The 24,737-nt window shown below is 68.0% G+C and carries 20 protein-coding genes and 1 pseudogene; 12 read left to right on the forward strand and 9 right to left on the reverse strand.

All coding sequences use genetic code 11. The annotated features are described in order from the left end of the window. The first annotated feature begins 82 nt into the window (after positions 1-82). Positions 83-3,475 (forward strand): HelD family protein, encoded by a 3,393-nt coding sequence (locus OHA73_RS21565; protein ID WP_327655874.1) that lies wholly within the window; start codon positions 83-85, stop codon positions 3,473-3,475. A gap of 265 nt (positions 3,476-3,740) precedes the next feature. On the opposite strand, the gene OHA73_RS21570 is transcribed toward OHA73_RS21565, so the two are convergent. From OHA73_RS21570 to OHA73_RS21580, 3 genes are all read right to left on the reverse strand, one after another. Next, positions 3,741-4,262 carry a hypothetical protein gene (locus OHA73_RS21570; RefSeq protein WP_327655875.1) on the reverse strand — a complete coding sequence of 174 codons (522 nt, stop codon included), beginning with the start codon at positions 4,260-4,262 and terminating at the stop codon, positions 3,741-3,743. A gap of 172 nt (positions 4,263-4,434) precedes the next feature. After that, complete coding sequence (locus OHA73_RS21575) at positions 4,435-4,917, reverse strand: NUDIX hydrolase (protein ID WP_327655876.1); 483 nt, start codon at positions 4,915-4,917, stop codon at positions 4,435-4,437. A 10-nt stretch (positions 4,918-4,927) separates the two neighbouring features. Further along, entirely contained in the window at positions 4,928-6,148 is a 1,221-nt protein-coding gene (locus OHA73_RS21580; RefSeq protein WP_327655877.1) for a helix-turn-helix domain-containing protein, read from the reverse strand. Between the two features lie 177 nt (positions 6,149-6,325). On the opposite strand from OHA73_RS21580, the gene OHA73_RS21585 reads away from it, so the two are divergent. The 8 genes from OHA73_RS21585 to OHA73_RS21620 all read left to right on the forward strand — a co-directional run bounded on the left by OHA73_RS21585 (position 6,326) and on the right by OHA73_RS21620 (position 14,435). Next, a protein-coding gene (locus OHA73_RS21585; RefSeq protein ID WP_443063197.1) for an IS5 family transposase occupies positions 6,326-7,143 on the forward strand; the annotation gives its coding sequence in 2 pieces (ribosomal slippage) (positions 6,326-6,655 and positions 6,658-7,143; 816 coding nt in all). Positions 7,144-7,244: 101 nt separating this feature from the next. Continuing rightward, complete coding sequence (locus OHA73_RS21590) at positions 7,245-8,138, forward strand: aminoglycoside phosphotransferase family protein (RefSeq protein WP_327655878.1); 894 nt, start codon at positions 7,245-7,247, stop codon at positions 8,136-8,138. 86 nt (positions 8,139-8,224) lie between these two features. Then, positions 8,225-9,475, forward strand: coding sequence for a methionine adenosyltransferase (locus tag OHA73_RS21595; protein WP_327655879.1), 1,251 nt, complete (start codon positions 8,225-8,227; stop codon positions 9,473-9,475). Then, a complete protein-coding gene (locus tag OHA73_RS21600; RefSeq protein ID WP_327655880.1) occupies positions 9,475-10,401 on the forward strand; it encodes a phosphotransferase in 927 nt (308 codons plus the stop codon). Before OHA73_RS21595 ends, OHA73_RS21600 begins: the two co-directional genes overlap by 1 nt. Further along, complete coding sequence (locus OHA73_RS21605) at positions 10,398-11,114, forward strand: histidine phosphatase family protein (protein ID WP_327655881.1); 717 nt, start codon at positions 10,398-10,400, stop codon at positions 11,112-11,114. Before OHA73_RS21600 ends, OHA73_RS21605 begins: the two co-directional genes overlap by 4 nt. Next, positions 11,107-12,399 carry a serine--tRNA ligase gene (serS, locus tag OHA73_RS21610; protein WP_327655882.1) on the forward strand — a complete coding sequence of 431 codons (1,293 nt, stop codon included), beginning with the start codon at positions 11,107-11,109 and terminating at the stop codon, positions 12,397-12,399. Before OHA73_RS21605 ends, serS begins: the two co-directional genes overlap by 8 nt. Next, positions 12,400-13,422 (forward strand): glycosyltransferase, encoded by a 1,023-nt coding sequence (locus tag OHA73_RS21615; RefSeq protein ID WP_327655883.1) that lies wholly within the window; start codon positions 12,400-12,402, stop codon positions 13,420-13,422. Further along, positions 13,422-14,435 carry a hypothetical protein gene (locus OHA73_RS21620; protein WP_327655884.1) on the forward strand — a complete coding sequence of 338 codons (1,014 nt, stop codon included), beginning with the start codon at positions 13,422-13,424 and terminating at the stop codon, positions 14,433-14,435. The genes OHA73_RS21615 and OHA73_RS21620 overlap by 1 nt, the downstream gene beginning before the upstream one ends. A gap of 590 nt (positions 14,436-15,025) precedes the next feature. Here the strand turns inward: OHA73_RS21620 and OHA73_RS21625 are convergent. The 6 genes from OHA73_RS21625 to OHA73_RS21650 form a co-directional block, all read right to left on the reverse strand. After that, on the reverse strand, positions 15,026-16,759 hold the full coding sequence (locus OHA73_RS21625) for a relaxase/mobilization nuclease domain-containing protein (RefSeq protein WP_327655885.1): 1,734 nt from the start codon (positions 16,757-16,759) through the stop codon (positions 15,026-15,028). Continuing rightward, positions 16,756-17,328 carry a MobC family plasmid mobilization relaxosome protein gene (locus OHA73_RS21630; protein ID WP_327655886.1) on the reverse strand — a complete coding sequence of 191 codons (573 nt, stop codon included), beginning with the start codon at positions 17,326-17,328 and terminating at the stop codon, positions 16,756-16,758. Before OHA73_RS21630 ends, OHA73_RS21625 begins: the two co-directional genes overlap by 4 nt. A 265-nt stretch (positions 17,329-17,593) precedes the next feature. Further along, positions 17,594-18,331 carry a DUF2637 domain-containing protein gene (locus OHA73_RS21635; RefSeq protein WP_327655887.1) on the reverse strand — a complete coding sequence of 246 codons (738 nt, stop codon included), beginning with the start codon at positions 18,329-18,331 and terminating at the stop codon, positions 17,594-17,596. A 281-nt stretch (positions 18,332-18,612) separates the two neighbouring features. Further along, on the reverse strand, positions 18,613-20,154 hold the full coding sequence (locus OHA73_RS21640) for a DnaB-like helicase N-terminal domain-containing protein (RefSeq protein ID WP_327655888.1): 1,542 nt from the start codon (positions 20,152-20,154) through the stop codon (positions 18,613-18,615). 140 nt (positions 20,155-20,294) lie between these two features. Then, a complete protein-coding gene (locus OHA73_RS21645) occupies positions 20,295-20,555 on the reverse strand; it encodes a hypothetical protein (RefSeq protein WP_327655889.1) in 261 nt (86 codons plus the stop codon). A 176-nt stretch (positions 20,556-20,731) separates the two neighbouring features. Next, positions 20,732-22,180: a recombinase family protein gene (locus OHA73_RS21650; protein WP_327655890.1), complete on the reverse strand. Its 1,449-nt coding sequence runs from the start codon at positions 22,178-22,180 to the stop codon at positions 20,732-20,734. Positions 22,181-22,203: 23 nt separating this feature from the next. On the opposite strand from OHA73_RS21650, the pseudogene OHA73_RS21655 reads away from it, so the two are divergent. From OHA73_RS21655 to OHA73_RS21665, 3 genes and pseudogenes are all read left to right on the forward strand, one after another. Beyond that, a pseudogene (locus tag OHA73_RS21655) lies at positions 22,204-22,644 on the forward strand (aminotransferase class I/II-fold pyridoxal phosphate-dependent enzyme); the annotation flags it as partial. Positions 22,645-22,741: 97 nt separating this feature from the next. Continuing rightward, positions 22,742-23,314 (forward strand): SigE family RNA polymerase sigma factor, encoded by a 573-nt coding sequence (locus tag OHA73_RS21660; protein ID WP_327655891.1) that lies wholly within the window; start codon positions 22,742-22,744, stop codon positions 23,312-23,314. Continuing rightward, complete coding sequence (locus tag OHA73_RS21665) at positions 23,311-24,684, forward strand: outer membrane protein assembly factor BamB family protein (protein ID WP_327655892.1); 1,374 nt, start codon at positions 23,311-23,313, stop codon at positions 24,682-24,684. Before OHA73_RS21660 ends, OHA73_RS21665 begins: the two co-directional genes overlap by 4 nt. The last annotated feature ends 53 nt before the right edge of the window (positions 24,685-24,737 follow it).

Genomic DNA, 24,737 nt, shown 5'->3' on the forward strand with positions numbered 1-24,737 from the left:
TGTCTGCTAAGTCTTTTACCGGGGGTCGGGCATATGCCCGACATGTAGCGCCTCTCTGGGGGCTACAGGGGGAAGGACGTACATGAGCACCACTGCACGAGACGAGATCATCGCCGAGGAGCAGAAGGCGGTGGATCACGCCTACAACTGCTACGAAAAGCGTCTGGCCGAACTGAGTGGCGGCTCCATCGCCTCGGCCTCGGCAAGCGGCAAGGACAGCGTCGCCAACCGGCAAGCCGCCGATGACAAGGCCGCTGAATACGCGGGTCTCGGTGACGCGTCGCTGGTCATCAGCCGCGTGGACACGCGGGATGGCCCGGACGAAGAGCCGGATACCTGGTACGTCGGCCGTCGTGCCGTCTCGGATGTGGAGACCCGCGACTCCGTCGTAGTGCTGTGGACCACCCCGCAGGCGCAGAAGTGGTCCAAGGCTCTGCCTGACGCTCCGGGGGACATGCTCCTGCGGAGGCAACTGCGTTGCACACAGCGCGTCGTCAACGAGTATGTCGACGAGATCTCGGTCGCGGTCCCCTCTCCCCAGCCGGTCGAGGACGAAGCCGCCCCGGAAGCCACGACGACAGCACCCTCCCGCGTCCTACCGCAGCCGGAACCGATGCAGCCGCCGGCCCTCACGCCCTCTGGCCCTGCCCGGGGGCATCGCAAGAAGCCCCAGGCCGTCGACGACCTCCTCCTGCGAGAGCTTCAGCGATCCCGCAGGGGCAGCATGCGGGACATCGTCGAGACCATCCGCCGCGACCAGATGAACCTCGTCACCGAGTCCCCCTCCGACGTCCTCGTCGTGCAGGGCGGCCCGGGAACAGGCAAGTCAGCGGTCGGCCTGCACCGGGTGACGTGGCTCGTCAACAACGGCCATTTCAAGGCGCAGGACATCCTCGTTGTCGGCCCTCACGAACGATTCCTCGAATACGTCGGCCAGGTCCTCCCGACCCTCGGTACGCGGAACATCAACGCGGTGCAGGTGAACCATCTTTGGGATGGAGAGATCCTCGGTACGGATACGTCGCGAGCGCGGTTGATCAAGTCCGACGACCGCATCGCCGACGTCCTCCGTCGGCGCGTCGAGCACGAGTGTCGACCTGAAGCGATCGACGAGTTCACGAGCACTCCCTCGTACAAGGACGCCAAGCCCGAACTCGCCGTCACGGCAGGCAGCGCCACCCTGCGCGTCCCGCACTCCGAGATCCTCGCGCTGCTCCAGGAAGCACGTGAGAGCGACGGCTCCTACCGTGAGCGCCGTGACCGCTTCCGCAGTCTGCTGATCGACCGCCTACTCCAGGAGCCCACTTCCCGCGCTACACGCCGCAGCCCAAGCGAAGCGGTCCGCCGTAGCCTGGGGCGTAACCGCCAAGTCGGGCGTCTGATCGAGCGCGTCTGGCCGTCGCCGAGCGCCAGGGAGGCCCTCCGGGGCCTCTACGACTCATCCGAACTCCTGCAAACCTGCGCCAACGGCATCCTCAATGTCGAGGAACAGAAGAGCCTCCACCGTCCGAGGGCAGACAAGGCCGATGCCGACCCGTGGACGCTCGACGACCGAGTCTGTCTCGAAGAGCTCCAGTTCCTCATCACCGGAGAGACCCCGCCACGCTACGGACACATTGTCGTGGACGAGGCCCAGGACCTGACGCCGATGCAGGCCCGATGCCTTCGCCGGCGTATCGCGGTGAACGGATCCATGACGGTCCTCGGTGACCTCGCCCAGGCCACGGGCCCGCACACCTACGCCGATTGGGATCACCTCGGCACTCTGCTGTCCGACCACGGCGACTGGCGCATCGCAGAACTGAACACCAGCTACCGCGTACCCGCCGAAATCATGGCCTTCGTCGCGCCGCTGGCCCGCACGATCGCACCCTCTCTCGCGTACCCACAGGCCGTACGTGAAGCCGGTACCGACAGCGTCCGAACACTGGCCGCCGAGCCGTGGACGCTGCTCGACGACACCGTCGCCCAAACGACGCGGCTCGCCGGCACGAGCGACGGGCGGACTCTGCGCTCCGTGGCCGTCATCGTCCCCGACGACTCCGGCTGGCTGGACAAGATCAACCAGCATCTGGACCAGACCGATGGCCTTACCGGAGAACAGCGCGCTGCCTTGTCTGTTCTCCCCGCCGCCCAGGCGAAGGGCATGGAGTACGACCACGTCCTCGTCGTCGAGCCCACCACCATCGCCAACCGCGGACCGGCCGGCCTGCGTCAGCTGTACGTCGCTCTCACTCGAAGCACCCAGAGCCTGACCGTCCTTCACACCTCCCCGCTTCCGGAAGCCCTTATGGACACCACCCGCACCACCGAGCGCGGATCCGCCGAAAACGAACCAGGCATAGCGGCCGGTGACCTTCCTGAGATCGGCACCGACATCCGCGTCCAAGTCCTCGACCGAGGTACGGGCGGCCGCTACAGAGTCAAAGCCCTGTCGCCGGTGCTCGAAGTCCCTCTGGTCCTGACCGTCCGCCACGGATCAACTCCTCCGCGTCCCGGCGAGAAGGTGGACTGTTGGGTCTTCGCCCATGAGAAGACCCACTGTGTACTCACCTCGGACCAACGGGGCCGACAGCCCATCTCGCCCAGGATGGCCGAACGCTACGTGACGGCGCTCAGCGTGCTCGACGAACTGGCCGACGACGACTCTGTCGTACCGGAGAACGTCCGCGAGCGAGTCTCCGAACTGAAGGGCATGGCCAACCGCGTACTCCGCCGTGACCAGGCGGACTGGGTGGACGTGCGGCGGGTGCTCGGATCTCCCGACAGAGGCCGTGTCAGCCTCCTCCGTGACCTCGCCGCCAACACCAACCGCGCGCTCAAGGACGGCAATCTGGACGTGAACCGGCTCCGGGAAGACCTTGCGCGTACGGGCTGGTCCCAATCCCTGGCCCAGGCCCAAGAGGCGCTCCAGCACCGAAGGACCACCTCGGCCGATCCGGAGGCCGATACCGATACCGATTCCGCGCCAGCTTCTGCAGCACAGCAGCCCGAACAGGAAGTAGTCGAGCCCATGCCACCCGCCGAGGACACGTCCACCACCACGACGCCTCCTGTGAAGGGTCTTCAGCTCGCGCTGGAGGCCACGGCCGCCGCCGACCGCACGTGCAAGAAGCACGAAGCAGCGCGACATGCCCTGATGTCAGTCCTGTTCGAGGCAGATGTGCAAGCGACGACATCCCCGGTCATTGACGTCAGCCGCACGGCTGAGGACGGCCACTTCCTTTATGAGGTCCTCGGCGCAGGCCACTCCTCCTACGCCGAACTCCGCTCGGGTGCAGCCCGCCTTCTGGAGATCAATCACACCCTGCCCGCTCCGGCCGACCGTCTCTACCTGGTCCTCTCCGAACCACCGGCCGAGAATTGGTCTGCCGAAGCTCTCCACGACGTCTTCGGCGTCCATGTTCTCTGGCGCACCCGCGACAGCTGGGACGGGCTGGACGCCGGTACCGCCCTGGGCTCGGGGCAGGCGTAATCCCCTCGGCGCAGGTCATGCCCGACGAGTTCTGCTTCTGCAGGATGAGCTCGACCACCCAGGCGCGTGTGAACACCTCACCGTGCTCCACCGCCGCCTGGAGAGACTTGGGAATGCTGAGGTCGTCGGGGCTGAACAGCGCGAAAGTTGCAACGCGAGGACAGCACCGCCCCTACCGCCGCGAACCGCGATTCCATCCACAGAGCGTAGTCAGGTAGTAGCAGGAGTTCAGGTGGGCGAGACAAACGTCTCGAAGATAGGACCTTCAAGCGCCGTGCTTTGCGCGAAGGCGTTCGTTCTCCTTCTCCAGCGCCTCAACCCGCCGTTCGAGCTCGGCTCGTGTCGGCCGCTTCAAAGGTAGCGATCGGGCCGGTTCAGGCTCAGGTGGCCCCGCGAGCAGGCCGATGGGTTCGTAAGCCACGACTGTTGTCCGCTCTTCCCTGCATTCAGGGCATGGCTTGGTGTACGCCCCCGCAGAGATGGGGTCGGCGTACGAGCAGTGCGCCTGTGTCTCGATGATGTGGCCGCAGTAGAGCCGCACACGCCACCGCATGATTTCGTGATCCTGCTTTTTGAAGGACTCCAAAAGTTTGGCGAGCTCCTCGAATGCCTGCCGACGACGCTCCGCCCTCGCTGGGTCTGCCCGACACTTGGCGATGTCCTCATCGACCTGCCGCTGAACCCACCGGCTGCTCTCCTCACTCTGCTTCTGACGGCAATGGTCGCTGCGAGTGAGTTCGTAGTCCTCAAGTGGAACGCCGCTGCTTCGGTACTCGACTCCACGCATGATGGCAGCGTATTCGCGGTGCACCAACTACCCGTACTGACGGTCACTTACGAGAACCTTCATGCTATTTCTGATCGAAATTGGCGAGAGAGGCCCGAATATAGCCACCGAAAGGAGCATGCGGCACAGGTCCGAGGCGCGAACTGCTCGACGCACTCAACGTCTACGCAGACTACAAAACAGATTCCGGCGCCATTCCGTGCTCCAGATAGGTGGTCGCGCCATTGGCACGAGCCTCGACGCCCGCCATGATGCGGCGTGCAAGGCGAGGGATGGTGAGCTCCGACAGCTCCCCAGTGTCATGGAAGGCGTATCCACGGAGCTCGTCGGCTTGGAGCTCGATGTGCCCGCACTCATCCTCAGTGAGACGGCCTCCGTCGAAGAGGTAAAGGACCTTGTCACCCTCTCCGGGACTGGGTGCCCAATCCACGACGAGAAGGCGGCCGATGCCCGGCTTGATGCCCAGCTCCTCGTGTACTTCGCGCACGCAGGCTTGCAGAGGCGACTCACCGTCCTCCACGTACCCGCCGGGGATATCCCGGTAGTCCTTGTACGACGGCTCGACGAGCAGGACCCTGCCGGCATCGTCGAAGAAGAGCGCGCCGGCTGCCATGCGCGGGTGGGCCATCTTCGCTTCGTGCTCGTTCTCGGTCACGGGACGGACTCTAACCGCCGACTACGCCGAGCCTGCGGGCCAGGTCTGCCACCGGCTGGGACGGGCGGCCTCGGGTGCCGCGGATCCAGCCGATGACCAGTTCCCGGCTCAGGTAGTGGTGCCGTACCTGTTCGGGGGCGGCCTGCTCGGCGTCGAGGAGGGTGGTCAGGGCTTCGTCGGTTCGGTTCCAGGCGCTGAGTGCTCGGGCGACTTCCAGGCTGTGCCGCACGCGTCGTTCCACCGGCAAGCCGCTGGTGTCGATGCGTTGCCCGAGGTCCGCGGCTATCTGGATGTCGCCGAACTCTCCGGCAGTGGCGACACAGTGGATGGCCACGTTGGTCGGGCCGAAGGCCGTCCAGAGGTGGTTGGCGTCGCCGCCCAGGCGCTGTGCGGCATCGTCGGCTTCTCGGAGGAAGGTCTGCGTCGTTGCCCGGTCCTCCGCTCGGGCTGCCGCCATGGCGCCGGCGAGGAAGAGCGTGCCATAGACGGACAGGTACTCGTCGTTCGCGGTGCTCAGGCCGGGCTGCATGACGGCCGCCGCGTCGTTGACCAGTTGGATCGCCGCGGTGAAGCGGCCGGTGGCCATCAGGCAGTGCGTGACCGCCCGGAAGAGCGATCCGGTCACCGTGCTTTGGCCGCTCTGCTGCGCTGCCGCCAGGCCGCGGTCGGCGGCGATCCACGCCAGTTCCGACTCACCCACCTTGCCCAGCACCATCGCCGCACCGTGATAGGTCAAGGCGAGTTCTGCTTGGGCCTCCTCGCTTTCGCGCCCCGAGTACGCGCGGGAGGCGGCAAGGGCGTCGGCCAGGACGAGGGGGAGCCGTCGGGTGACGAGGCCGAACCTGGATTCCTGGTACGCGTCGAGGACTTTCTTCACCTCGGCCCGGAGATCCTCCAGAGCCGGCGGCTCGTCGTCGGGTGGGGGTCCCAGTAGGGGCGTGAGCTGCTTGTAGTCCATGAGGGCTTCGCGCAAGGCGGGGACCGTTCGACGACCGGTGTCGGCCGACCACTCGACGAGGGTCGGCTCCGCGAGCAGGTCTCCGAGGGAGACGTCCAGTGCGTCGGCGAGTGAGGTGATCACCGAGAGGCGGTCGAGCTCGATCCGGTTGTTCTCCGCTTTGCTCAGCCAGTCCGTGGTCCGCCCGACGAGGCCGGCCAGGACCTCCTGGGATAGCCCGCGTCGGCGCCGGTACCAGGCGACGCGCTCGCCGGTGGTCAGATGCTCTGTCATCCCTCGCATGTCCTGAGCATCACCTCGTGGCGGAAAGGGACCCCGGAAGAATTTTCCGGGGTGCTACGGGATTCCTTCTCTACTGTCGCAGCAGACCGAGAAACCCGCCGGACTAAAAGGCTCTAACAAAAGCTGCTGATCATGAGTGTTTCGGTCTGTCTGTCCGTAGGTCTGGTCATGGGAGAGCGTCAGTCGCGGCCATGGATCGTGTCGGACGAACTGTGGTCGATGATCGAGCCGTTGCTGCCGAAGCCGGGCCCGAAGAAGGTCGAGGGCAGACCACGGGTCCCGGACCGGCAGGCACTGTGCGGGATCCTCTTTGTGCTGCACACCGGCATCCAATGGGAGTACCTGCCGCAGGAGTTGGGCTTCGGCTCGGGCATGACCTGCTGGCGCCGGCTGGCCGCCTGGAACGAGGCGGGGGTGTGGGACGGACTGCACCTGGTGCTGCTGAAGAAGCTACGGTCGGCGGGCAAGCTGGACTGGTCCCGGGCGGTGATCGATTCCTCGCACGTGCGGGCCGCTCGGCGGGGCCCAAAAGCGGGCCGAGCCCGGTCGACCGCGCGCGGCCGGGCAGCAAGCACCACGTGCTCACCGACGGCCAGGGCATCCCGCTCGCCGTATCGCTGACCGGCGGCAACCGCAACGACGTCACTCAACTCCTGCCCCTGCTCGACAAGGTCCCCGCCGTGGCAGGCACGGTCGGACGGCCACGCAAGCGGCCGGACCTGTTGTTCGCTGACCGCGGCTACGACCACGACATCTACCGGCGCCAGGTACGACAGCGCGGCATCCGCCCGGTCATTGCCGAACGCGGTCAGCCGCACGGCACCGGACTGGGCACCTTCCGGTACGTGGTCGAGCGCACCATCGCGTGGCTGCACGGCTTCCGTCGTCTCCGCATCCGCTGGGAGCGGCGTGACGACATCCATGAAGCCTTCCTCGGGCTGGCCGCCTGCCTGATCACTCATCGGCACGTCCAACGCCTTTGTTAGCACCTCTAAGTAGTCAACTCCCTTCACTCCGGCTGGCTTTGATGATCGGCCCTGCTCAGCAAGCGGGGCAGGGCACGGCCTACGGATCGGAGGTGTAGAAAGTGCACTGCGCGAAGGTGTCGGAGTCGTGGATCGAGCAGGAGCTCGGTCCGTTCGCGCCGCCGGTCGTCAAGCCGTACTCCCGAACACGGTTCGCCATGGACGGTAGTGCTCTGCTGAAGTTCTACACGGGCATTGATCCCGAGGACCGGCGCCTGCGCGAAGCTGCGACGGTTGAGTGTGCCGCCCTCATGGGCATCTCGGTTCCGTCCGTCCTGGCCACAGGAAATGACGGGGCCGGATCCTGGACGGTGTTCCAGGCGGTGGGCGGCACGCCCTGCTCAGTGGGTACGCGCACGGCGGCAGAGGAGTACATCGGTCACGTCGTGGCTGTCAGCAGCTGGCTGCACCGTCCTACCGCCGGCGTCACGCCCGGCTCCGGCTGGAGAGGGTGCCGCTCCGCCTCTGCCTCCTCCAGCCAGTTCCTGTTGGACCAGTTCTCCCCTCGCTGCCGGTGGCTGCCCTGGTGGGCAGTGCTGGACCAGGCCCTCCAGACGATCGATTCCCACCCGGTCGTTCGCCTGCACGGTGATCTAAAACCCGAGCACGTCCTCATCGACGGCAAGCATCTGCACGTCGTCGACTGGGAGGCGAGCTCCTGTGGGCCAGCCGTTGCCGACCAGGCCGACGTGGTCTTCCACTTCGTACGCGACCAGGTGTACGAGGGCGTACCGCCCGGGCGCCTTCCAGTCGACCTCCTGACCCGGCTGCCCTACAGCGGGCCAGTTCTCGCCTGGCGCCTGCTGCTCTGGCTCGATCGTCGTCGTACGCATGACATCGAGCTCGTCACCACCCACGACGTCCACCGACTCGCGGCCGCGGAGACGGCCGCCTCCGCGTACAGGTCGCTTGCTCGGACCGTCTCGCATCTCCGCGCTGCCGGCGTTCCCCGCTGAACGCTGAATCCCAATCGCACCGCTCGTCCAGGCGTGCTGACGCCTGCGCTCATCCCATTCTTCCCACCCCTGAACGGGAGTTCGTGATGCCTCGTACGAGCACGATCATCGGCAACAGTCACCTCGTCATCGACACCGCCACGGCCAGGCCGGACGCGACGACCATCGTCGAGCGGAAGGGCCTCGGCCACCCGGACACCCTCGCCGATCACCTCGCGGAGCGTCTGTCCCGCGCCTACAGCCATCACACCGTCGCCCGGTTCGGCGCCGTACTGCACCACAACTTCGACAAGCTCGCTCTCCTCGGCGGAGCGAGTGAAGTCCGCTACGGGGGCGGAAAGATGGCGGCCCCGGTCCGTGTCCTGGTCAACGGGCGTGCGGCGCCCATGTGCGGGGACGACAAGATCCCGGTCAAGGAGATCGTCGAGGCCGAGGTCCGGCAGTTCTTCGCCGAGCGGCTCCCCGAGGTGTCGGATCACCTCGACATCGTCTTCAACATCACCAGCAACTCCAGCCCGGGGGCGGTCCTCACGGGCGACGAGGTGCCTGACCGCACACGCTGGTTCAATCCCCGGTCTGTCGATGACCTGCGCGAGCGTCGAGTTCGGCTCTCGAACGACACCTCGTTGGGAACCGGCTGGGCCCCGGAGAACGCCTTCGAGTCGTTCGTCCGTGAGCTAGTGGACCACTTCTCCGGCGAGAGCGAGTTCACCCGCGCCCACGCCTGGTGCGGGTCGGACGTCAAGCTCATGGGTTACTGGGACGGCGGCCAGGCCGACATCGTCGTGTGCGTCCCGCAGAAGTCGCGCCACGTCGCCAGCCGGGCCGAGTACGTCCGCAACACGGAGTCCGTCCTGGCCGAATGCCACCGTCTGGCCGACCTGCAACTTGCTGGAACCCAGGCACGCTTCCGACTCAACGCCCGCGACGTCCCGGAGAAGGACGAGCTGTACCTCACCTACACCGGAAGCTCGATCGAGTCGGGGGACGAGGGCGTCGTGGGTCGCGGTAACCGGGTCAACGGGCTGATCACACCGCTGCGGCCGATGAACCTGGAGGGCGCCAACGGCAAGAACCCCGTCTACCACGTCGGCAAGCTCTACAACATCGCCGCCCAGCGCCTGGCTCACCGTCTGCACGAGGCCACGGACGGGCACGCGGAAGTCCATCTGGTCAGCACCACCGGCCAGCGTCTGGACGAGCCGTGGCGCATCTTGGTCCGTCTCTCCTCTCCTGACGCCCAGCTCGACAAGGTGCAGTCCCTCGTCACGGAGGCTCTGAGCGCGTTCCCAGCCCTGACGGACGAGCTCGTCTCCGACGGGATCGTGCTGAGCTGATGACGAAGCGGACGCTCGGAGAGGTCCCCGCAGGGTGCCGGCAGCGGTTACTCGCGCACTACGGGCCTGCGGCCAAGCCATGGCTCGACGCCGTCCCGGGGCAGCTGGCGCGTGCGGCAGATCGCTGGAAGCTCGCGCTCGGCGAGTACCACGATGCCGGGCACGCCTCGGTGATCGCGACGGCGACCCGACTCGACGGGCGTCCGCTGCTCCTGAAGGCTTGGGTCGACCCGTCTCGCTATGGCCACGAGGTCGAGGCGCTACGGCTCTGGGCCCGCGGACCAACCATCGACGTGTTGGAGGCTGCAGACGACCTGGCTACGGCCGCGCTCGAACTCGTCGGAGGCCAGCCTGGCGGTGCGGACCGGCCGAGGCGGGAGCTGCAGATGGTCGCGGCGGCCCTCCACGGCCTGCACGCCTTCGGACGGCACCGTCGCCGGGCGGGCGTACTACCGCTTCTTACTGACCACCTCGACGGCGAAGTCGGGCCCCGGATCGGGCGGCGGTTGCAGACGCTCAATCTGGGCAGCTGGCGTCCCCTGGCTGAAGCCGGGCAGTCGACCGTCGCCGATCTGAAGGAAGGGTCCCGCAGGTCGACGGTGCTGCATGCGGACCTGTACCGGGAGAACGTGCTGTTCGACTGGCGAGGACTCCCTCGGCTGATCGATCCGCTTCCCATGGTGGGCGACCCGGCCTTCGACTGGGCCTTCTGGGCCGTCTACTACGACCTCGGACGCGCCACCAACAGACGACTGGCCATCGCCTCACGCGTCTCCCGGGTCCCCATTCCAGTGCTCGCGCCCTGGTGTCGTCTCTTGGCGGTCGACGGTCTCCTGTTCTACGTGGAGTCCGGCGATCCGCGAGCGACGCTCATGGCCGAAGTGCTCGGCGACCTCTTGGCGACGACCTCCCGGAGCGGATCGTGACGACATACATCCTCCGCCATGGCCAGACGAACTACAGCAAGCGCTACCTCGTCAATGGCGACCCGACCAAGCAGATCCTCCTGACCGATGAAGGCCGACAGTCGCTGGGCCTCGTATGGAGCGCCGTTCCTCTCCGCTCCGTGGCCACCTGGCTGACGAGTGAATTCCCGCGGGCGCGCCAGACCGCTTTGCTCCTCATGGGCGTCCCGTCGCCCGAGCCGATCGTCGACGCGCGGCTCAACGAACTCGACTACGGAGATTTCGAGGGCAAACCCTTCCTCGAATACGCGGCCTGGCTCGATGCACACGGCCCTGGCCAGTGCCCGCCCGGCGCCGTGGAGTCACAGCGTGAGGGCATACGCCGCATGCTCACGGGCGTGCTCGCCGCCCTGGAACCTCCCGGGCCTCGGGTCCTCGTCGGCCACGGGCTGCTGCTGTCCGTCCTCCACTGGCACCGGAATCGGGCCACCGATGAGGCCATGCCGCTGTTCTTCCCCGAAGCCCCGTACGTCGAGCCGCTCGTTCTTCTCGACGACGAGCTGCCCCTTCTGGTCACGGAACTCATGGATGATCTTGATTCGGCCGCCCTGCGCGAGATCACCGCCGGTGATGACGCGTCGATATTGCGGATCGGCGAGGGTCCGGCGGTTGCTACCGTCGATCCGGTATCCCCATCCCATTCGCCGGATAAGAAGGATCTTCCCCATGCATGATGCCCGCGCCCTGATCGAAATGGGTGCCGAAGCGGTACGTCGGCTCGCTCGTCGCGGTTACTCCCTGGACCTGTCCCGGCTGGAAGACCTTCAGTCCCGGCGCAACCAGAGCATCCGCTCGGCCGACGAGCTGCGGGCGGAGTCCAAGCGGGTGGCGAGCGAGGTCCAGCAGACGGCCAAGCAGGGTGGGGACATCTCCAAGCTGAAGGAGCGCGCCCGCGACCTGAAGGACGAGATCCGCGACATCGAGGCCGCGCAGGAGAAGGTCCAGGAAGAGCTCACCGAGCTCCTCCTGACCATCCCCAACCTCCCCGACGACGAGGCTCCGGACGGCGACTCCGAGGAGTTCGCGGTCGAAATCCGGCGCGTCGGCAATCCGCCGGCGTTCTCGTTCAAGCCACAGGACCACGTCGACCTGGGCGAGGCCACCGGCATCCTCGACTTCGCCCGCGCCACCAAGCTGTCCGGTTCGCGCTTTGCGGTCTCCCGCGGTGCCGGCGCCGCCCTGGAGCGTGCTCTGGCCACGCTCTTCCTCGACATCCACACACGCCGCCACGGCTACGTCGAGCACGGTGTCCCGTACTTGGTGACCCGCAAGACGATGACCGGCACCGGCCAGCTGCCGAAGTTCGAAGAGGACCTGTTCAAGACCGGCGCCGCCGATCGCGACCTGTTCCTCATCCCGACGGCCGAGGTCCCGCTGACCAACCTCTACGCCGACGAGATCATCCCGCCCGCCGAGCTGCCCCTGGCCCTCACGGCCCACACCCCGTGCTTCCGCTCGGAGGCCGGCTCGTACGGGCGCGACACCCGCGGCCTGATCCGCCAGCACCAGTTCTCCAAGGTGGAGATGGTCAAGATCGTTGACCCGGAGACGGCGGACGCTGAGCTGGAGACGATGGTCGGCCATGCCGAGGCGTGCCTGAAGGAGCTCGGGCTCGCCTACCGCGTGGTCAAGCTGGCCGCCGGCGACACCGGCTTCTCCGCCCAGCTCACGTACGACATCGAAGTCTGGATCCCGAGCCAGAACACCTACCGGGAAATCTCCTCGATCTCCAACTTCGGTAGCTTCCAGGCCCGCCGCGCCAACATCCGCACCCGCGGGGATGACGGCAAGCCCAAGCTCGTCGCCACCCTCAACGGCTCCGGCCTGCCCGTCGGCCGCACCCTGGCCGCGCTCCTTGAGCAGTGCCAGCAGCAGGACGGCTCGCTCGTCCTCCCCGAATCTCTCTTCCCGTACCTCGGCTTCCGCCGGATCTCGGCGGACGGAACACCGGAGGCATAAGTGCTCGTCGGCGTCTGCGACTTCCCTGGTAGCTACGCCTTTCCACCCGCCGGATACGGCGGAATCGAACGATGGCTGTGGGCGGTCGCCGTAGGCGCCCGAGCCGCAGGCGCCGACGTACACCTCCTCGGGCCGGGCTGGCTCACGGACCTGGAGTACGACTGGGTCCGCAAGCCGGTCCGCTTAGAGGACGTCACCGCCGGATCGCTGGCCGAGCGCGAGCTACGCGATATCGACTACGACCTGTTGGTCGTAGGGCACGAATACCCCTCGTTGCCCGCGTGGACCCGGACGTGGAGTGAGCTGGACTGCGACGTCGCCACATTCCAGCACTCCCCCGTCTTCCAACACTCCGACACTGCATTCGACGGCAAGCAGTCGCGCCTCTACTGCTACTCGCCCGAGATGATCGAGCGATACGCCGGTCACCAGCCCATCCCTGAGCTGGCCGTGCACTTGGGCCTCGACGAGGACGAGCCGCCCTCCGTCGCCGGACGCGACCTCGTATGGCTCGGCCGCATCGACGCCGAGAAGGCGCCCCATCTGGCCGTGCGTGCCGCCCAGTTACTCGGCCGCCGGATACGGATCGTCGGACCCGTTTTCGACGAGGAGTACGTACGACGCCATGCCCGGCTCCTCAACGCGGACCACGTCGAATGGGTCGGCGAACTTGGCGGCCCCGCCAAGACCGCAGCCATCCGCGACGCCTCCGTCTTCGTCTATACGTACGCACGCGACTACGTGGAGGCCGGCGCCGCAATCTTCGGAGAATCCCTCCGCACTGGCACACCCATGGCCGCGCTCACCTGGCGCACGGGCACCTGCGCCGAAGCCGCCCTCTGCGACGCGACCGGCGCAATCGCCGTGGCTGACCCCGAGGTGGATGACGAGGCCGCCGCTCACCAACTGGCGCGCGCCATCGAGCGGGTGGAGATCCTAGATCACCGGCAAGTCCAAGAGATCGGCCTCCACCGCTTTGATCCCGCTCGGCACTTCAGCGCGATGGCAGCGCGATCATGCTGATGACTACAGCCAGTACGGCCGGAGACACGCTGGCTCAACGGATGCCCGCTGTGCTCCGCGCGAGCTTGGGGCCGCACTGGGAGTTCACGGCCGACCCGGACCACATCGAGGTCCAGCATCCGCACCGTGGCACCCCCTACAGACCGCCACGCAGAAGTCCGTCGTGGACTTACCTGCTCGACAGCCTGGAGAACTCCTTCGCGAGTTCCGGAGCCGTGCGCGACGCCTCTCTCCCGCTCCGCTGGGGCAGGGAAACCGAGCTGACCATCTCCTCTGTGCAGGCCCTCGACCCGCTCCTCAAGGACGGCAGACCCCACACGTATCGGAGCGGCTTCCTCCCCCAGCCGGTGGTCCGCTTCACCGGTCAGCGCGACGCCACCGGCCAGTTACGGGAGGGGTTCCTCAGCGCGTTCGTCAACGTTTCCCGGGTCCAACCGGTAAGGAACTTGGATGAGTACGGATCCATTCTCGACAGCTGGCTGACCACGCTCTCGCAACTAGGCTTTCACACACGGCACTTACGCATCTATGGCAAGTTGCGCCCATGGCGTCGACGCCAGGTCGAAGGCATTACGCTCCGCTTCGCCCACCTGGATCTCACTCTCGGCGACATCGTCCTCCTGTGGCACACCGACCACCCGGATCGCTTGGCAGTAGACCTCGGGACGGGCCTGGAGCGCCTGGCCTGGGCGCGTACCCAGACGCACTGGGAGGAACTGATCTATGGCCGCTTCGCCCACGCAGCACCACCAGCGACGTTGGACGCCATCCGCACCGCCACGCTCCTCCTGGGCCAGGGGATCACTCCTGCGGCCCGGGGCGCCGGCGGCGTCACCCGTAGGGTCATCGCCACCATCGACACGGCTGCTGCGCGCCTCGGCGTCAGTGCCGTCGTGCGAGACGCATACGACTACTGGTCGCTCATCGGCTCTCCGCTCGTTCCATGGCCGGAGGTCGCTCGCGCTATCGAGGAGGAGAAAACGGGCGCGACCAGATCAGCAGTGCGGTCCTGACACTCGGGGCCTCTCCCACCGAGCGAGGTCGAGAGCCAACCAAATGCGTTCTCCGCAGAGGTACCTAAGCAGCAAATAATGGCCGGGTTGGTGACAGTTCGGCAGATTCTCCACCGTCGACCATGCGCGTTGGCTACCGTCCCTCAATGAAGTCACAGGTAGCCGAAGTCACTGAAGCCTGTACCTGCCTCGCGAAGGACAGCGTCTGCCAGGACTGCAGAGGCGAAGGGTGGGTCACACCACTACCTGAAGACGGACTCCGGCGAGACGCCACCGGCAGCTGCACGTCGTGCGACGGGCGGGGCGGCCACCGCCTGCCGCACGAACCGACGTGCCCTGTGATGCAGAAGCACCCTGGGCTTGAATATTTCGCACCACAGCTCATCAGCGACTCGGGCAGCACCACCGTCTTCAGCACCGGCGACGCGCTCGCTCGTCCGGAGGTACGACGGCGTCTCGGGCAGATTCTGTTCGGGCCATAGCTCTGACGAGCGGATTCGCGGGCAAACGGATCCCTCTGGAGCCTGACCAAGGTGAGATCGGCACAGGACCCTGCGGTTCGCGCAGGGCCCCGCGCCGCAGCTGAGCGGTTACCGCTGGGGCCGGTTCTGCCGCGGGGCCGGCGAGGAGACGCTCGGCTGCGCTGCAGGGGCCACCGTGCTTCCAGGGAATGTTCCTGTGGTCGTGCGTCGGCGAGCCGCTTCGGCTCGGCGGTTGGGGGCGGGGTTGCGGCCGGTGTGTTGGATGCGGGTGATGAGAACGCGGGCAGGTTGGCGGGCGGTGTTCAACTCGCGTTGTCCGGCGGCTTCTTTGAGGAGTGGGTGGGACTGGTAGCCGCGCGCTTCGGCGTCGGCGAGGACAGCGGCCAGGGCGGGCCAACTGGAGTCGGCAAGGATGCGGGCGGCGTGGTCGGGGACGGTGGCGCGCACGTCGCTGGCCAGGGTGAGGCGGGCTTGTTCCTTGGGCTGGCGGCGCTCCAGTTCGGCGAGTACGGGGCTCATGGCTTGGTCGGTTGCGGTCTGGAGATGGTCGAGGGCCTGGCGGGCGGCGTCGGCCTGGTGGGCGTGCTGTTTGGCCTCGTGCCAGCGCTGGGAGAGGATCGCGGACCACACGAGGGCGGCGAGGAGGGTGGCGAGAGCGCTACCGTCCGGCCCTGTTGCGGTGTTGATGATGTCGCGGGCTGCGATTCGTACAGCATCGGCCGCCCGATTCTCGGCGCGGATCTGGGAGCGCTGAGCGCGGGCGAACGTCGTTGCCGCGGCGACGAGTTCGGGGCGCAGGTCAGCCGGGGCCTGCTGAGCGGTGGCCTCGATGAGTTCGCCGAGGGCGGCGATGTGGGCCTGGGAGCGTTCGTCGCCCTCCTTGGTGATCGTGGTGGTGTCGCCGAGTTGGGCGTGGAGGGTGTCGAGGGCTTCGGTGGCTTGATGCCACGGTGTGGCGGGTTTGTTGCGGCGTGCGGTGGGGTGTTCTTCGGGCGCGACGGCTTCCAGGCGGGCCCGCAGTTTGGGCAGGGTGAGGTCGGGGGCGATCTTTCCTCCGGGGTGGAAGATCTGCTCGCCCTTGCCGTTTAGGTCGCCGGGGCGCCCTGCGGCGTATCCGAGGAGATCGCCGGAAGGCCCACGTCGGGGCTTGATCGCGACGCCGTCGGCCTCAAGGTAGGCAAGCAGCTCCTCGGTACTGGCGGCATGCGGGATGGCCGCGCGGACCCGATCCTCAAGCCACTTCCTGCTGGTCCGGTTCCAGCCGAGGCGCTCGGCCTTGTGCATCTCGGGTTGGGTGGGACGGCGCGCGGCGGTTCGATCGCCCTTCTTCAACTGCAGCAGCCCGTAGTCCATTTCGATCTCGCGGCACGCGTCACCGACGCGCTGGCCACTGTTGTGGAGCCGCGGGCGGCGGCCGTCTTCGCGGACGGTGGTGGCCAGGATGTGGATGTGGTCGTCCGCGTGGCGTACGGCGATCCAGCGACAGGCCAGGTCGTCGCCGGGCGCGGCGATGCCGGCAGAGTCAACGATGCGTTGGGCGATCTCGCCCCACTCTGCGTCGGAGAGGTACCGGTCCTCGGGTGCGGCACGCACGGGGCAGTGCCATACATGGTCGGTGAATGGTCGGCCGAACTCGCTGTTGCGCAGGCGCACCGGCTCGTTGAGGTAGCGGGCGAGTTCAGTGAGGGTCGCGTTCTCCTTGCGGCCGGGGTCGGGCATGCCGAGCATCGCGAAGCCGGCGACGATGTGCGGATCAAGGTGCTCGTCCTGGCGGCCGGGGCCGTAGAGGTAGGCGAGCAGGCCACGGGTGTTGGACCCGGCCGGTTTGATGGCGGCGATCACGCGGACGGCTCCTCTTCTTCCAGCTCGGCCAGTTCGACGGGCTGGCGCAGGGCCTCAGCGATCAGGTCCAGGAGCTGCTGGAGTTCGGTCAAGTGCCGGCGGAGGTCAGGGGGCGTGTAGTCGCTGTTGAGGGCGCGGGCGATCTGGTTGACGTTGACTCCGATGCGGTTGAGCTGGCGCAGTACTTGGGCGCGGAAGTGGTGGGTTCGGCGGCGGTCCTCGGACAGCGGGAGGTTCGCGGTGAACCGTCCGGTGATGAAGGCGAGGACGACGTCGGCGGCGAAGCCGGAGTCGCCCTTGTAACCGTGCTCGGCGGCGATGTCCTGGAGGTGAGCGCGCTCCTCGTCGAGGAAGCGCAGGGGGCCGACGCGTGCGTCGCGCTTTTCGCCGGTGAAGCGGCGGATCGTGGGCTGCGCGCTCTTCACGGCGGGTTCGCCGGCGGCAGCGGCGTCTTCACGTACGGGGTGCAGGATCTCGCGCTGAGCGGCGTGGAGCTCGTCCGGGTCGGGGCCGTCCTCGGCCCCGACCTGCTGGACTGGCGCCCCCTGGCGCTGGGCCTCCTCCGCCACCCCTGGGGCGGAGGTCCCCGAGATCCGGCCTTGAGTCGGACTCGGGGTACTACTGGCTCCGTCCGGGACAGTCCGTCCGAACGCCCGCTGCAAACGTCGCAGCAGAGTAGGCGACTTCGAAGCAAGCAGCGGCACGCTGGAATCGTGATCGGCGTGGTGGCGATCGTGCGTCACGAGGAGGTTCTCCGGAGGGGCTGGAAGAGCTGCGGGGCGGGCCGTGGTCGGCGGAACAGGCATTGAGGTTGCGGCCCAAACAAAAGGACGGTCAGCTGCCGGTCTGGACGGTTCCGTGTCCGAGCTCGACTTCGGGCCGGAGGATGTTCATCACCTCGGTCAGTCGCTTACCGCTGACCGAAAGTCCCTTGTCCCGTATGGACTGTTGGACGATTGCCCGGGTGAGGGTGCGTTTCTCGGAGACGGCGATGCGGCCGATCTCCACGAGTTCGTCGAGGGTGGCGCTCGGCGGTCGGCCCCCGCGTGCCTTGCTCTGCGGAATCCGGTGGTGGGGTTCCGGTCGCTGAACGGAAGCGTCCGCCATCGGCCGGGCCGCCCGATCAGGAGTCGAGTCCTGGCGGGCGGCGGGCTCGGCGACGAGCTGGTGGATCTGCCGCATCAGTACGCCGAAAGCAAGGAGCGCAGCGGTCGGCGGGACGGCGGCGACCACGTAGTCGAGCATGGGCACGGCGCCTGCGTCGCCCGTTCCGCTCACGCCCGCCACGTTGAGCGCGATGGATCCGACCGAGCCGACGCCGGTGAGGGCAATGGCCCACCGGTCGGTGACCCGGCGCAGACCCGCGCGGAGCATCAGGAGTTCGCCCGCGACGATGAAGGCGTCCAGGGTGGCGGGCCATGCCCACCGCCGGGCCGGCGAGCCACGGAGTCCGTGGTTTCCGGCGACCTCGGCAAGGTGCGCGTACGAGAGCCAGAAGCCGCCGACAGTAAGGGCCACGATGACGCCTCCGGCTGCGGCAAGCGCGTATCGCTCGGCGGTCTGCTTGGTCATGCCCACGGTCCTTCCAACGTGACGACGAGCTGTGGGGCGGCGCTGGCCTGGGGTGTGATGACGAGCAAGGTCGGTTCTCCACAAGCGGTGAGGGCAGGGGCGCTTACGCTGCCCCCTCTCCAAGGAGGGGGCAGCGCGTAGGCGCTGGGGTGTGAATGCGCCGTGCGATGAGGTGTAGGCGCTTGACCTGCGGTTTTTGAAGATTCGTACGTGGTGAAGGCGGTGCGTACGCGGCCTCGGCGGGCCGGGGCGCGTACGGCACCGCGTACAGGGCCGCCGGGTCAGGACACGGCGGTGATGTGGCGGACTACGGCCTTCCACCGGGTGGCTTGGCCACCGCCGGTGCCGCCGCCTGCGCCGGTCTCCTGGGTGGCGTCGCCGCTCTTCGTGAGGTTCTCCAGGCGGCGCCTGGCCCTGGCGATGTCCGCGGCGCCGGGCTTGTCCTCACCAGTGATCTGGGTGGCGAGCGTGCGTGCGGTGAGCCCGCTCGCGCCGGCCTGCCGCAGGAGCGTCAGCGGGTCGAGGCTCGTATCGACGCGTGAGGTGCCACGGGGGTGGTCGTGGATGACCGGCAACGGGCCGATCTCGTCGTCGACGGTCTTGAGGTGGTGGAGGTGGACCACCGGATCCCCGGCGGAGCCGTTGAGGAACACGACGCTTCCGGCGCCCGCGGTGAACCAGGCCGATCCGTAGACCTGGTCCAGGACCGGCCGTTGGCTGCGCGAGACATCGGCTCCCTGCTTGCGCTGGTGGTGCAGTTCGAGCAGCTCGACGCCGTCGCGCAGGAGCTGTTGGCGGGCGTTGTTGTACGCGAGACCGGCCTCGTCGTCGGTGAGCTTTCCGACCACATCCTTGAGGCTGTCGATCACCACGGTGTCGGCGCCGTGCTCGGCAGCCAGCTCGGCGAGAAGCTGCGGCTCCGTGTTGAGCGAAGCGGGCAGCGGACCCGACCAGAAGACCAGGCGCCGACGGAGGATGTCCCGGTCTGCCTGGTGCACGACGCGGGTGAAGGCGCGGGCGAGCTGGCTGGGCCGGTCCGCGGCGATGTAGAGAACCTTTTCACCCTCCCGCACCGGCATGTCCAGGACCTGGGCGAGCAGGCCGAGGCGAGCGAGGACGATCTGCTGGGCGATCGTCGACTTGCCGACACCGGGCGGCCCGACGAGCATCAGGCTCTCGCCGGGAGCCCAGGCTGCTTTTCCCGGCGTCCCCCACACAGGCTGGGTGGTGGCCGGGGTGTCGGTGACGAAGGACCAACCGTCCACGGCGTACCGCTGCAGCCTCCCGCCTGAGCTGCGGCGTGCGCGGTCGGCGGCCTCGCTCAGCGATGTCGCCAGCAGGCCGCGCACCTCGGCCGGGTCGGCTCCCGGCGCGGTGGCGCCTTGGAGTACGCGGACCGCCGTGGCCTGCAAGCCGCGCAGGTCGGCGTGGCTGCGGACTATGTCCGCGTAGTACGAGGCACCCGAGCCGACGGTTGCCAAACTCGCCAGAGAGTGCAGGTACTGGGGGCCACCCACACGCGTGAGGTCACCCGTTGACTTCAACTGGTGCGACAGCGCGATCGGGTCGGTCGGTGCTTCCTGCCTGCGCAGCTCCAGCAGGGCATGCCAGATCGTCGTGTGCGCCGGCTGGTGGAAGTCCCCTGGATCCAGCGTCTGCCGGACCTCGTCGATGACCGCACCGTGGAACATGCAGGCGCCGAGCACAGCCGCCTCGGCGTCCACGTCGTGAGGTGAGGTGGTCGTGACGTCGATCGCGTCCTGCGGGCTGGAACGGGAGTGAGTCGATGGTGTCTGCCACTGCGGGGTCGTACCCTGGAGCACAGAGCTTCCTTGTCTCGGGCCGATACGGACTGGCAGGTCCCGGCACCGGATAGATCGTTTGGGCGGTCGTCGAGGGAGTCGTCGCGGCCCTTGGTGCTCCAACACCGGGGCCGCTTCTCTTTTCTCGTACGTCGGTGGGCTCAGGCGGCCTTCTCATAGCGCGAGCCGGTCATCAGGTTCGCCAGCCGCGCCGCGCTGTGCGGGCTGATCGTCGTGGTGAATCCGGCGCAGACGCGGCGCAGGGCCTGAGCGCGAGCTTCCTCCTGTAGTGCGACTCGGGTCGTGGGTGTGGTCTGTGCTGTGCTCGCCTCGGGCAGCAGGCGCACGGGCAGCTCCTGGTGGGCGGTGCGGGGATGGCAGCCCCCGCACCACACGGATCGATCGTTGGGCGGTCGGTACATCGCGCCGTCTCCAGGTGCTCCAACACCTGGGACGTGCATGCCGTCGGCGGAGGACCGGCAGGTCGACCGTCATCGGCAGTGCCTTAAGGATCCGGAGAATCGCCGGTTTTCCCAGACGGGAATCTGCTGCTATCTTTCCGCCCCCGCGTGCCCGCCCAAGGCACCTCGGTCAGCCCTCAGAGCGGGTTCTGCTCGATCGCGATGCGGTCCCAGTCCATGTGCCTGCCGAACTTCTTCGGTTCGTCGATGACCACCCCGGCGAACAGGAAGCGCAGCACCGCATTCCGTCGCTCGTCGGTCATCGCCTCGTCCTCCCAAGCTGCGCGAGCGCCTTCCCCCGTCAGGCCGTCGAGGAGCACCATCGGCCGGACGACGACCTTGCGTTGGGCCTTGGCAATGCGATCAGTGATCTCCTTGCGCATCCTGCGGAACTCCGCAGTGGAGAGCTCCTTCGCCGTCCACATCTCGTTCAGTTCGGCGAGCTGCCGCTGGTCGTCCTCCAGCTCCCTGGCCGCACTCTCGGCGAGATTGCTGCTGGCGAGCCGACCATCCACGCGGAGCTTGCCGAGCAATTCGACGGCGGCGTCAGCGACGAAATCTTCAAGGGTCTTAGCCGTGATCGACCGAGTGCACTTCATCTCGTCGTTCCGACCGCGGCGGTTGCACTGGTAGACCGGGCCAGTGTTCTTGGCGGTGCCGGACATCAGCGTTCCGCACCGTCCGCACATCACCAGGCCGCGCAGCAGGTAGTAGCGCTGAGGCGGATTGCTGAGCGACTCCCGGTACACCGCCGAGCGGTACTCACGCCGCGCCCGCACCTCCGCCCAGACCCCCGCGTCGATGATTGCTGGCCAGGCACCAGGTCCGGCCTCGACACCCTGGTGCATGCGAATGCCTGCGACGTGCCGGGAATCGAGCAGGCCACGCACCGTTCCCGCGTTCCATACCTTGCCGCTCGCCGTGGGAACGCCCCGGTGGTGCAAGTCTTTCGCGATCGGCGCCGCCCCCTCGCCCTTCAGGTACCGGTCGAAGACCTCCCGGACGACCTCGGCCTCCTCCTCGACGATCGTCATCCCGTCCTTGGTGTAGCCGAACCGACGTACGCCGCCCTGCGGCTTCCCTTCTCGCACCCGGTCCTGAAGCGCGTCCTTCAACCTCCGTGAGGTGTCGTCCGAGGAGCGGCAGGCGTGCGCGACTTCGATACGGAGGATGAAGCGGTCGTCCGGGTCGGAGAGGTCACGCCGGTTGGCCTCACCGTGCAGCGTGATCGCCTGATCGTCGGCGACCTGGAGCAGTTCCTCCAAGTCCCTTGGCTGGCGCATCAGCCGGTCGGGGTGGTAAGCGACGATGTGCCGGAAACTCCGGCCTCGGGCCTCCTCCAGGAGACGCTCCCAACCGGGCCGCTTGCGCCTACGACTCCACGCCGAGCGGCTGTTGTCGACGAAGACGTGCGCCGGATCGATGACGAGCCCGCGGCGCTCGGCCACCTCCCGGCAGATGCGCTCCTGGCGGTCGACACCTGTCTGGTCGTCGTCCTCGGCCGTGGATATCCGGCAGTAGATGGCCGCCGACTCCCCGGCGACCGAGGTGTGGGAGTTTCCCCTGGTGGGCTTGGTGCGTGGCATGCAAATAAGTGTATGAACACGGCGTGGCCTGGGTGACGTCCACGCCGGAGCTCGTCACGGCGGTCCGCTCCGCGAAGCAGTTCCTGACGTACGTCTCCGCGGGCCCCTTCCAGTACGCGGTCGCCGAGGCCCTCGCCCTCCCCGACACGTACTTCTCCGACTTCCGCGCCACCATGACGGCCAAGCGCGAACTGCTCGCGACCGGCCTGGAAGACGCGGGCTTCACCGTCTTCCGCCCCCAGGGCACCTACTTCATCACCACCGACATCCGCCCCCTCGGCTTCGACGACGGCTTCGAGTTCTGCCGCGCCCTCCCCGAACGCTGCGGCGTCGTCGCCGTCCCCAACGCCGTCTTCTACGACGACCGCGCCGCGGGAGCCCCCTTCGTCCGCTTCGCCTTCTGCAAGCAGGACGAGGTCCTGAGCGAGGCGGCGGCGCGGCTCGCCAAGGTGCGTACGCGGTAGGGCGGTTCACGGCGGCCCATTGAAGAAGGCCCGCACGACAGGCATAGATGTCCCGTGCTCCGCGCGTCCTTGTGGGCGTCAGAGAACGGGAGGGCCAATGGACCCGCAGGATCAGCTCAGATTCCGGGACTTCGTCGACGCCAGGTGGGGCACCCTGCTCCGCCTGGCGAACCTGCTCACCGGCGGCGACCGGCACGAGGCCGAAGACCTCGTACAGACCGCGCTGATGAAGGCGCTCGGGCGCTGGCGGCACATCGACGACCCCGAGGGGTACGTCCGCAAGGTGATGTACCGGCACCAGGTCAGCCGCTGGCGGCTGCGCCGACCGCACCGCGAACCGACGTTCGACGCCTCGCGCACCGTATGGCGCGAAGAGGGCACGGCCGACGGCACCGCCGACGCCGACCTGCGGATCACCATGGCGGGCGCGCTGGCCCGGCTCACCCCGCGCCAGCGCACGATGCTCGTCCTGCGCTACTTCGAGGACCTGTCCGAGACCGAGGTGGCGGCCGCCCTGGGCTGCTCGGTCGGCACCGTACGCAGCACCACCCACCGCTCCCTGGCCCGGCTGCGCACGCTCGCCCCGGAACTCGACGCCCGGCGCCCCGCCGCGGCCACCGATCCCGACCGCCCCGCGAACGGCACCGCGCCGAAGGGAGCCCACGCATGAACGCCGACCAGCTCGACCACAGGCTCCGGGACGTCCTGCACGCGTGGACCCCCGACACCACCGCCGCCCCCACGGACCTCGCCGACCGTCTCGTACGCCGCCGCAGGCGCCGCACCACGCTGCGCGTCACCGGCGCCGCACTCGGCCTCACCGCCATCGCCTTCGGCACGGTCCTCGTCACCGGCACGGGCGACGACCGGCCACCGACCCCGACCAACCACGTCAGCCGGGAGGGCAAACTGCGCTGGCAGACGCCCCTGCCCGGCAAGACCGCGTGGGACGCCTGCGCCACCGGCCCCGGCACCGTGTACTGCAGGAACTCCGGATACGACGGCCTCGGCGTCGACACCCGTACCGGAAAGGTCGTGTGGCAGCGCAAGGCCGCGCACCCCGACAACGGCGGCACCCCTTCGGGCTCGATCACCGGCGTCCGCGACGGAATCCTCTACTCGTACGCCGACCACGCGCCCGGCACCTCGAACCCCGGCACCGACGTCGTCGCCGTCGACATCGACAGCCGCAAGGTGCTGTGGCGGCACAAGCTGGCCGACGACAGCCGCGACGCGGACTCCGCCGTGCTCTTCGACGGCGGCATTCTCGCCAACACCCCGACGTTCAAGAGCGCGGCCGCCCTCGATCCCAGGACCGGCCGCACCCTGTGGACACACAAGTGGAAGCAGGCCGACTGCACCGCCGCCGCGATCGGCGGCGTCCCGCACCTGATGTGCTCGCCCGACAGTGAGAAGGCGCCGCAGCGCAGCACCGTCGTCCGCCTCGACCCGGCGACCGGCCGCCCGCACACGGTCGCGACGGTCAAGGGCATGACGAGCTACATCGGCAGGGACGGGGACACCGTGCTCCTCGCGGCCCCGGTCGGAAAGCAGAAGTTCATCGGCGAACCCGGCCCCACCGACCTGATCCGCGTCGACACGGGCACCGGGAAGGTGACGCGGCACCGCGCCGACGGACCGCGCGGCGGCGTGATCGCGGACGGCGTCATGCTCACGGTCCGCAAGGACGGCACGGCCCTCGCGTGGTCGGCCGCCGACGGGAAACAACTGTGGGCGAGCGAGTCGGGCCTCCGGCTCCGCAAGGACCCCAGCGGCCCCGGCATGTACGAACTGGCCTCCGCCGCGGCCGTGAACCTCACCGACCAGGTCGCCTACTTCCTCGACCCGACCGGGAACATGGTGGGCCTCGACCTCGACAACGGCGCGGTGCGCTGGCGCGGCAAGGTGAAGCTGCCCGAGCGGCCGGTGCGGGGCGGCGTCGCCCCCGAGCTGATGACCGAGGGACGCCACGGCCTCATCGGCCAGGTCGACGGCGAACTGTTCCGCATCGACCCGAAGCCGGCGCGCACAGAGTCGTAGCCACGACAAGAGCCCGGCCGGCAGCCGCCCTCATGGGCAGACACACCGGCCGG

Source organism: Streptomyces sp. NBC_00483, from assembly GCF_036013745.1.
In the GTDB taxonomy this organism is placed as follows: Bacteria; Actinomycetota; Actinomycetes; order Streptomycetales; family Streptomycetaceae; genus Streptomyces.

Excerpts from the sequence above, each read along its gene's own strand:
- OHA73_RS21665 (WP_327655892.1), top strand. The coding sequence starts at position 23,311 with ATGAACGCCGACCAGCTCGACCACAGGCTCCGGGACGTCCTGCACGCG.
- OHA73_RS21635 (WP_327655887.1), bottom strand. The coding sequence starts at position 18,331 with ATGACCAAGCAGACCGCCGAGCGATACGCGCTTGCCGCAGCCGGAGGC.
- serS (WP_327655882.1), top strand. The coding sequence starts at position 11,107 with ATGCATGATGCCCGCGCCCTGATCGAAATGGGTGCCGAAGCGGTACGT.
- OHA73_RS21580 (WP_327655877.1), bottom strand. The coding sequence starts at position 6,148 with ATGACAGAGCATCTGACCACCGGCGAGCGCGTCGCCTGGTACCGGCGC.
- OHA73_RS21620 (WP_327655884.1), top strand. The coding sequence starts at position 13,422 with ATGACTACAGCCAGTACGGCCGGAGACACGCTGGCTCAACGGATGCCC.
- OHA73_RS21570 (WP_327655875.1), bottom strand. The coding sequence starts at position 4,262 with ATGCGTGGAGTCGAGTACCGAAGCAGCGGCGTTCCACTTGAGGACTAC.
- OHA73_RS21600 (WP_327655880.1), top strand. The coding sequence starts at position 9,475 with ATGACGAAGCGGACGCTCGGAGAGGTCCCCGCAGGGTGCCGGCAGCGG.
- OHA73_RS21650 (WP_327655890.1), bottom strand. The coding sequence starts at position 22,180 with ATGCCACGCACCAAGCCCACCAGGGGAAACTCCCACACCTCGGTCGCC.
- OHA73_RS21565 (WP_327655874.1), top strand. The coding sequence starts at position 83 with ATGAGCACCACTGCACGAGACGAGATCATCGCCGAGGAGCAGAAGGCG.
- OHA73_RS21660 (WP_327655891.1), top strand. The coding sequence starts at position 22,742 with ATGGACCCGCAGGATCAGCTCAGATTCCGGGACTTCGTCGACGCCAGG.
- OHA73_RS21595 (WP_327655879.1), top strand. The coding sequence starts at position 8,225 with ATGCCTCGTACGAGCACGATCATCGGCAACAGTCACCTCGTCATCGAC.
- OHA73_RS21645 (WP_327655889.1), bottom strand. The coding sequence starts at position 20,555 with ATGTACCGACCGCCCAACGATCGATCCGTGTGGTGCGGGGGCTGCCAT.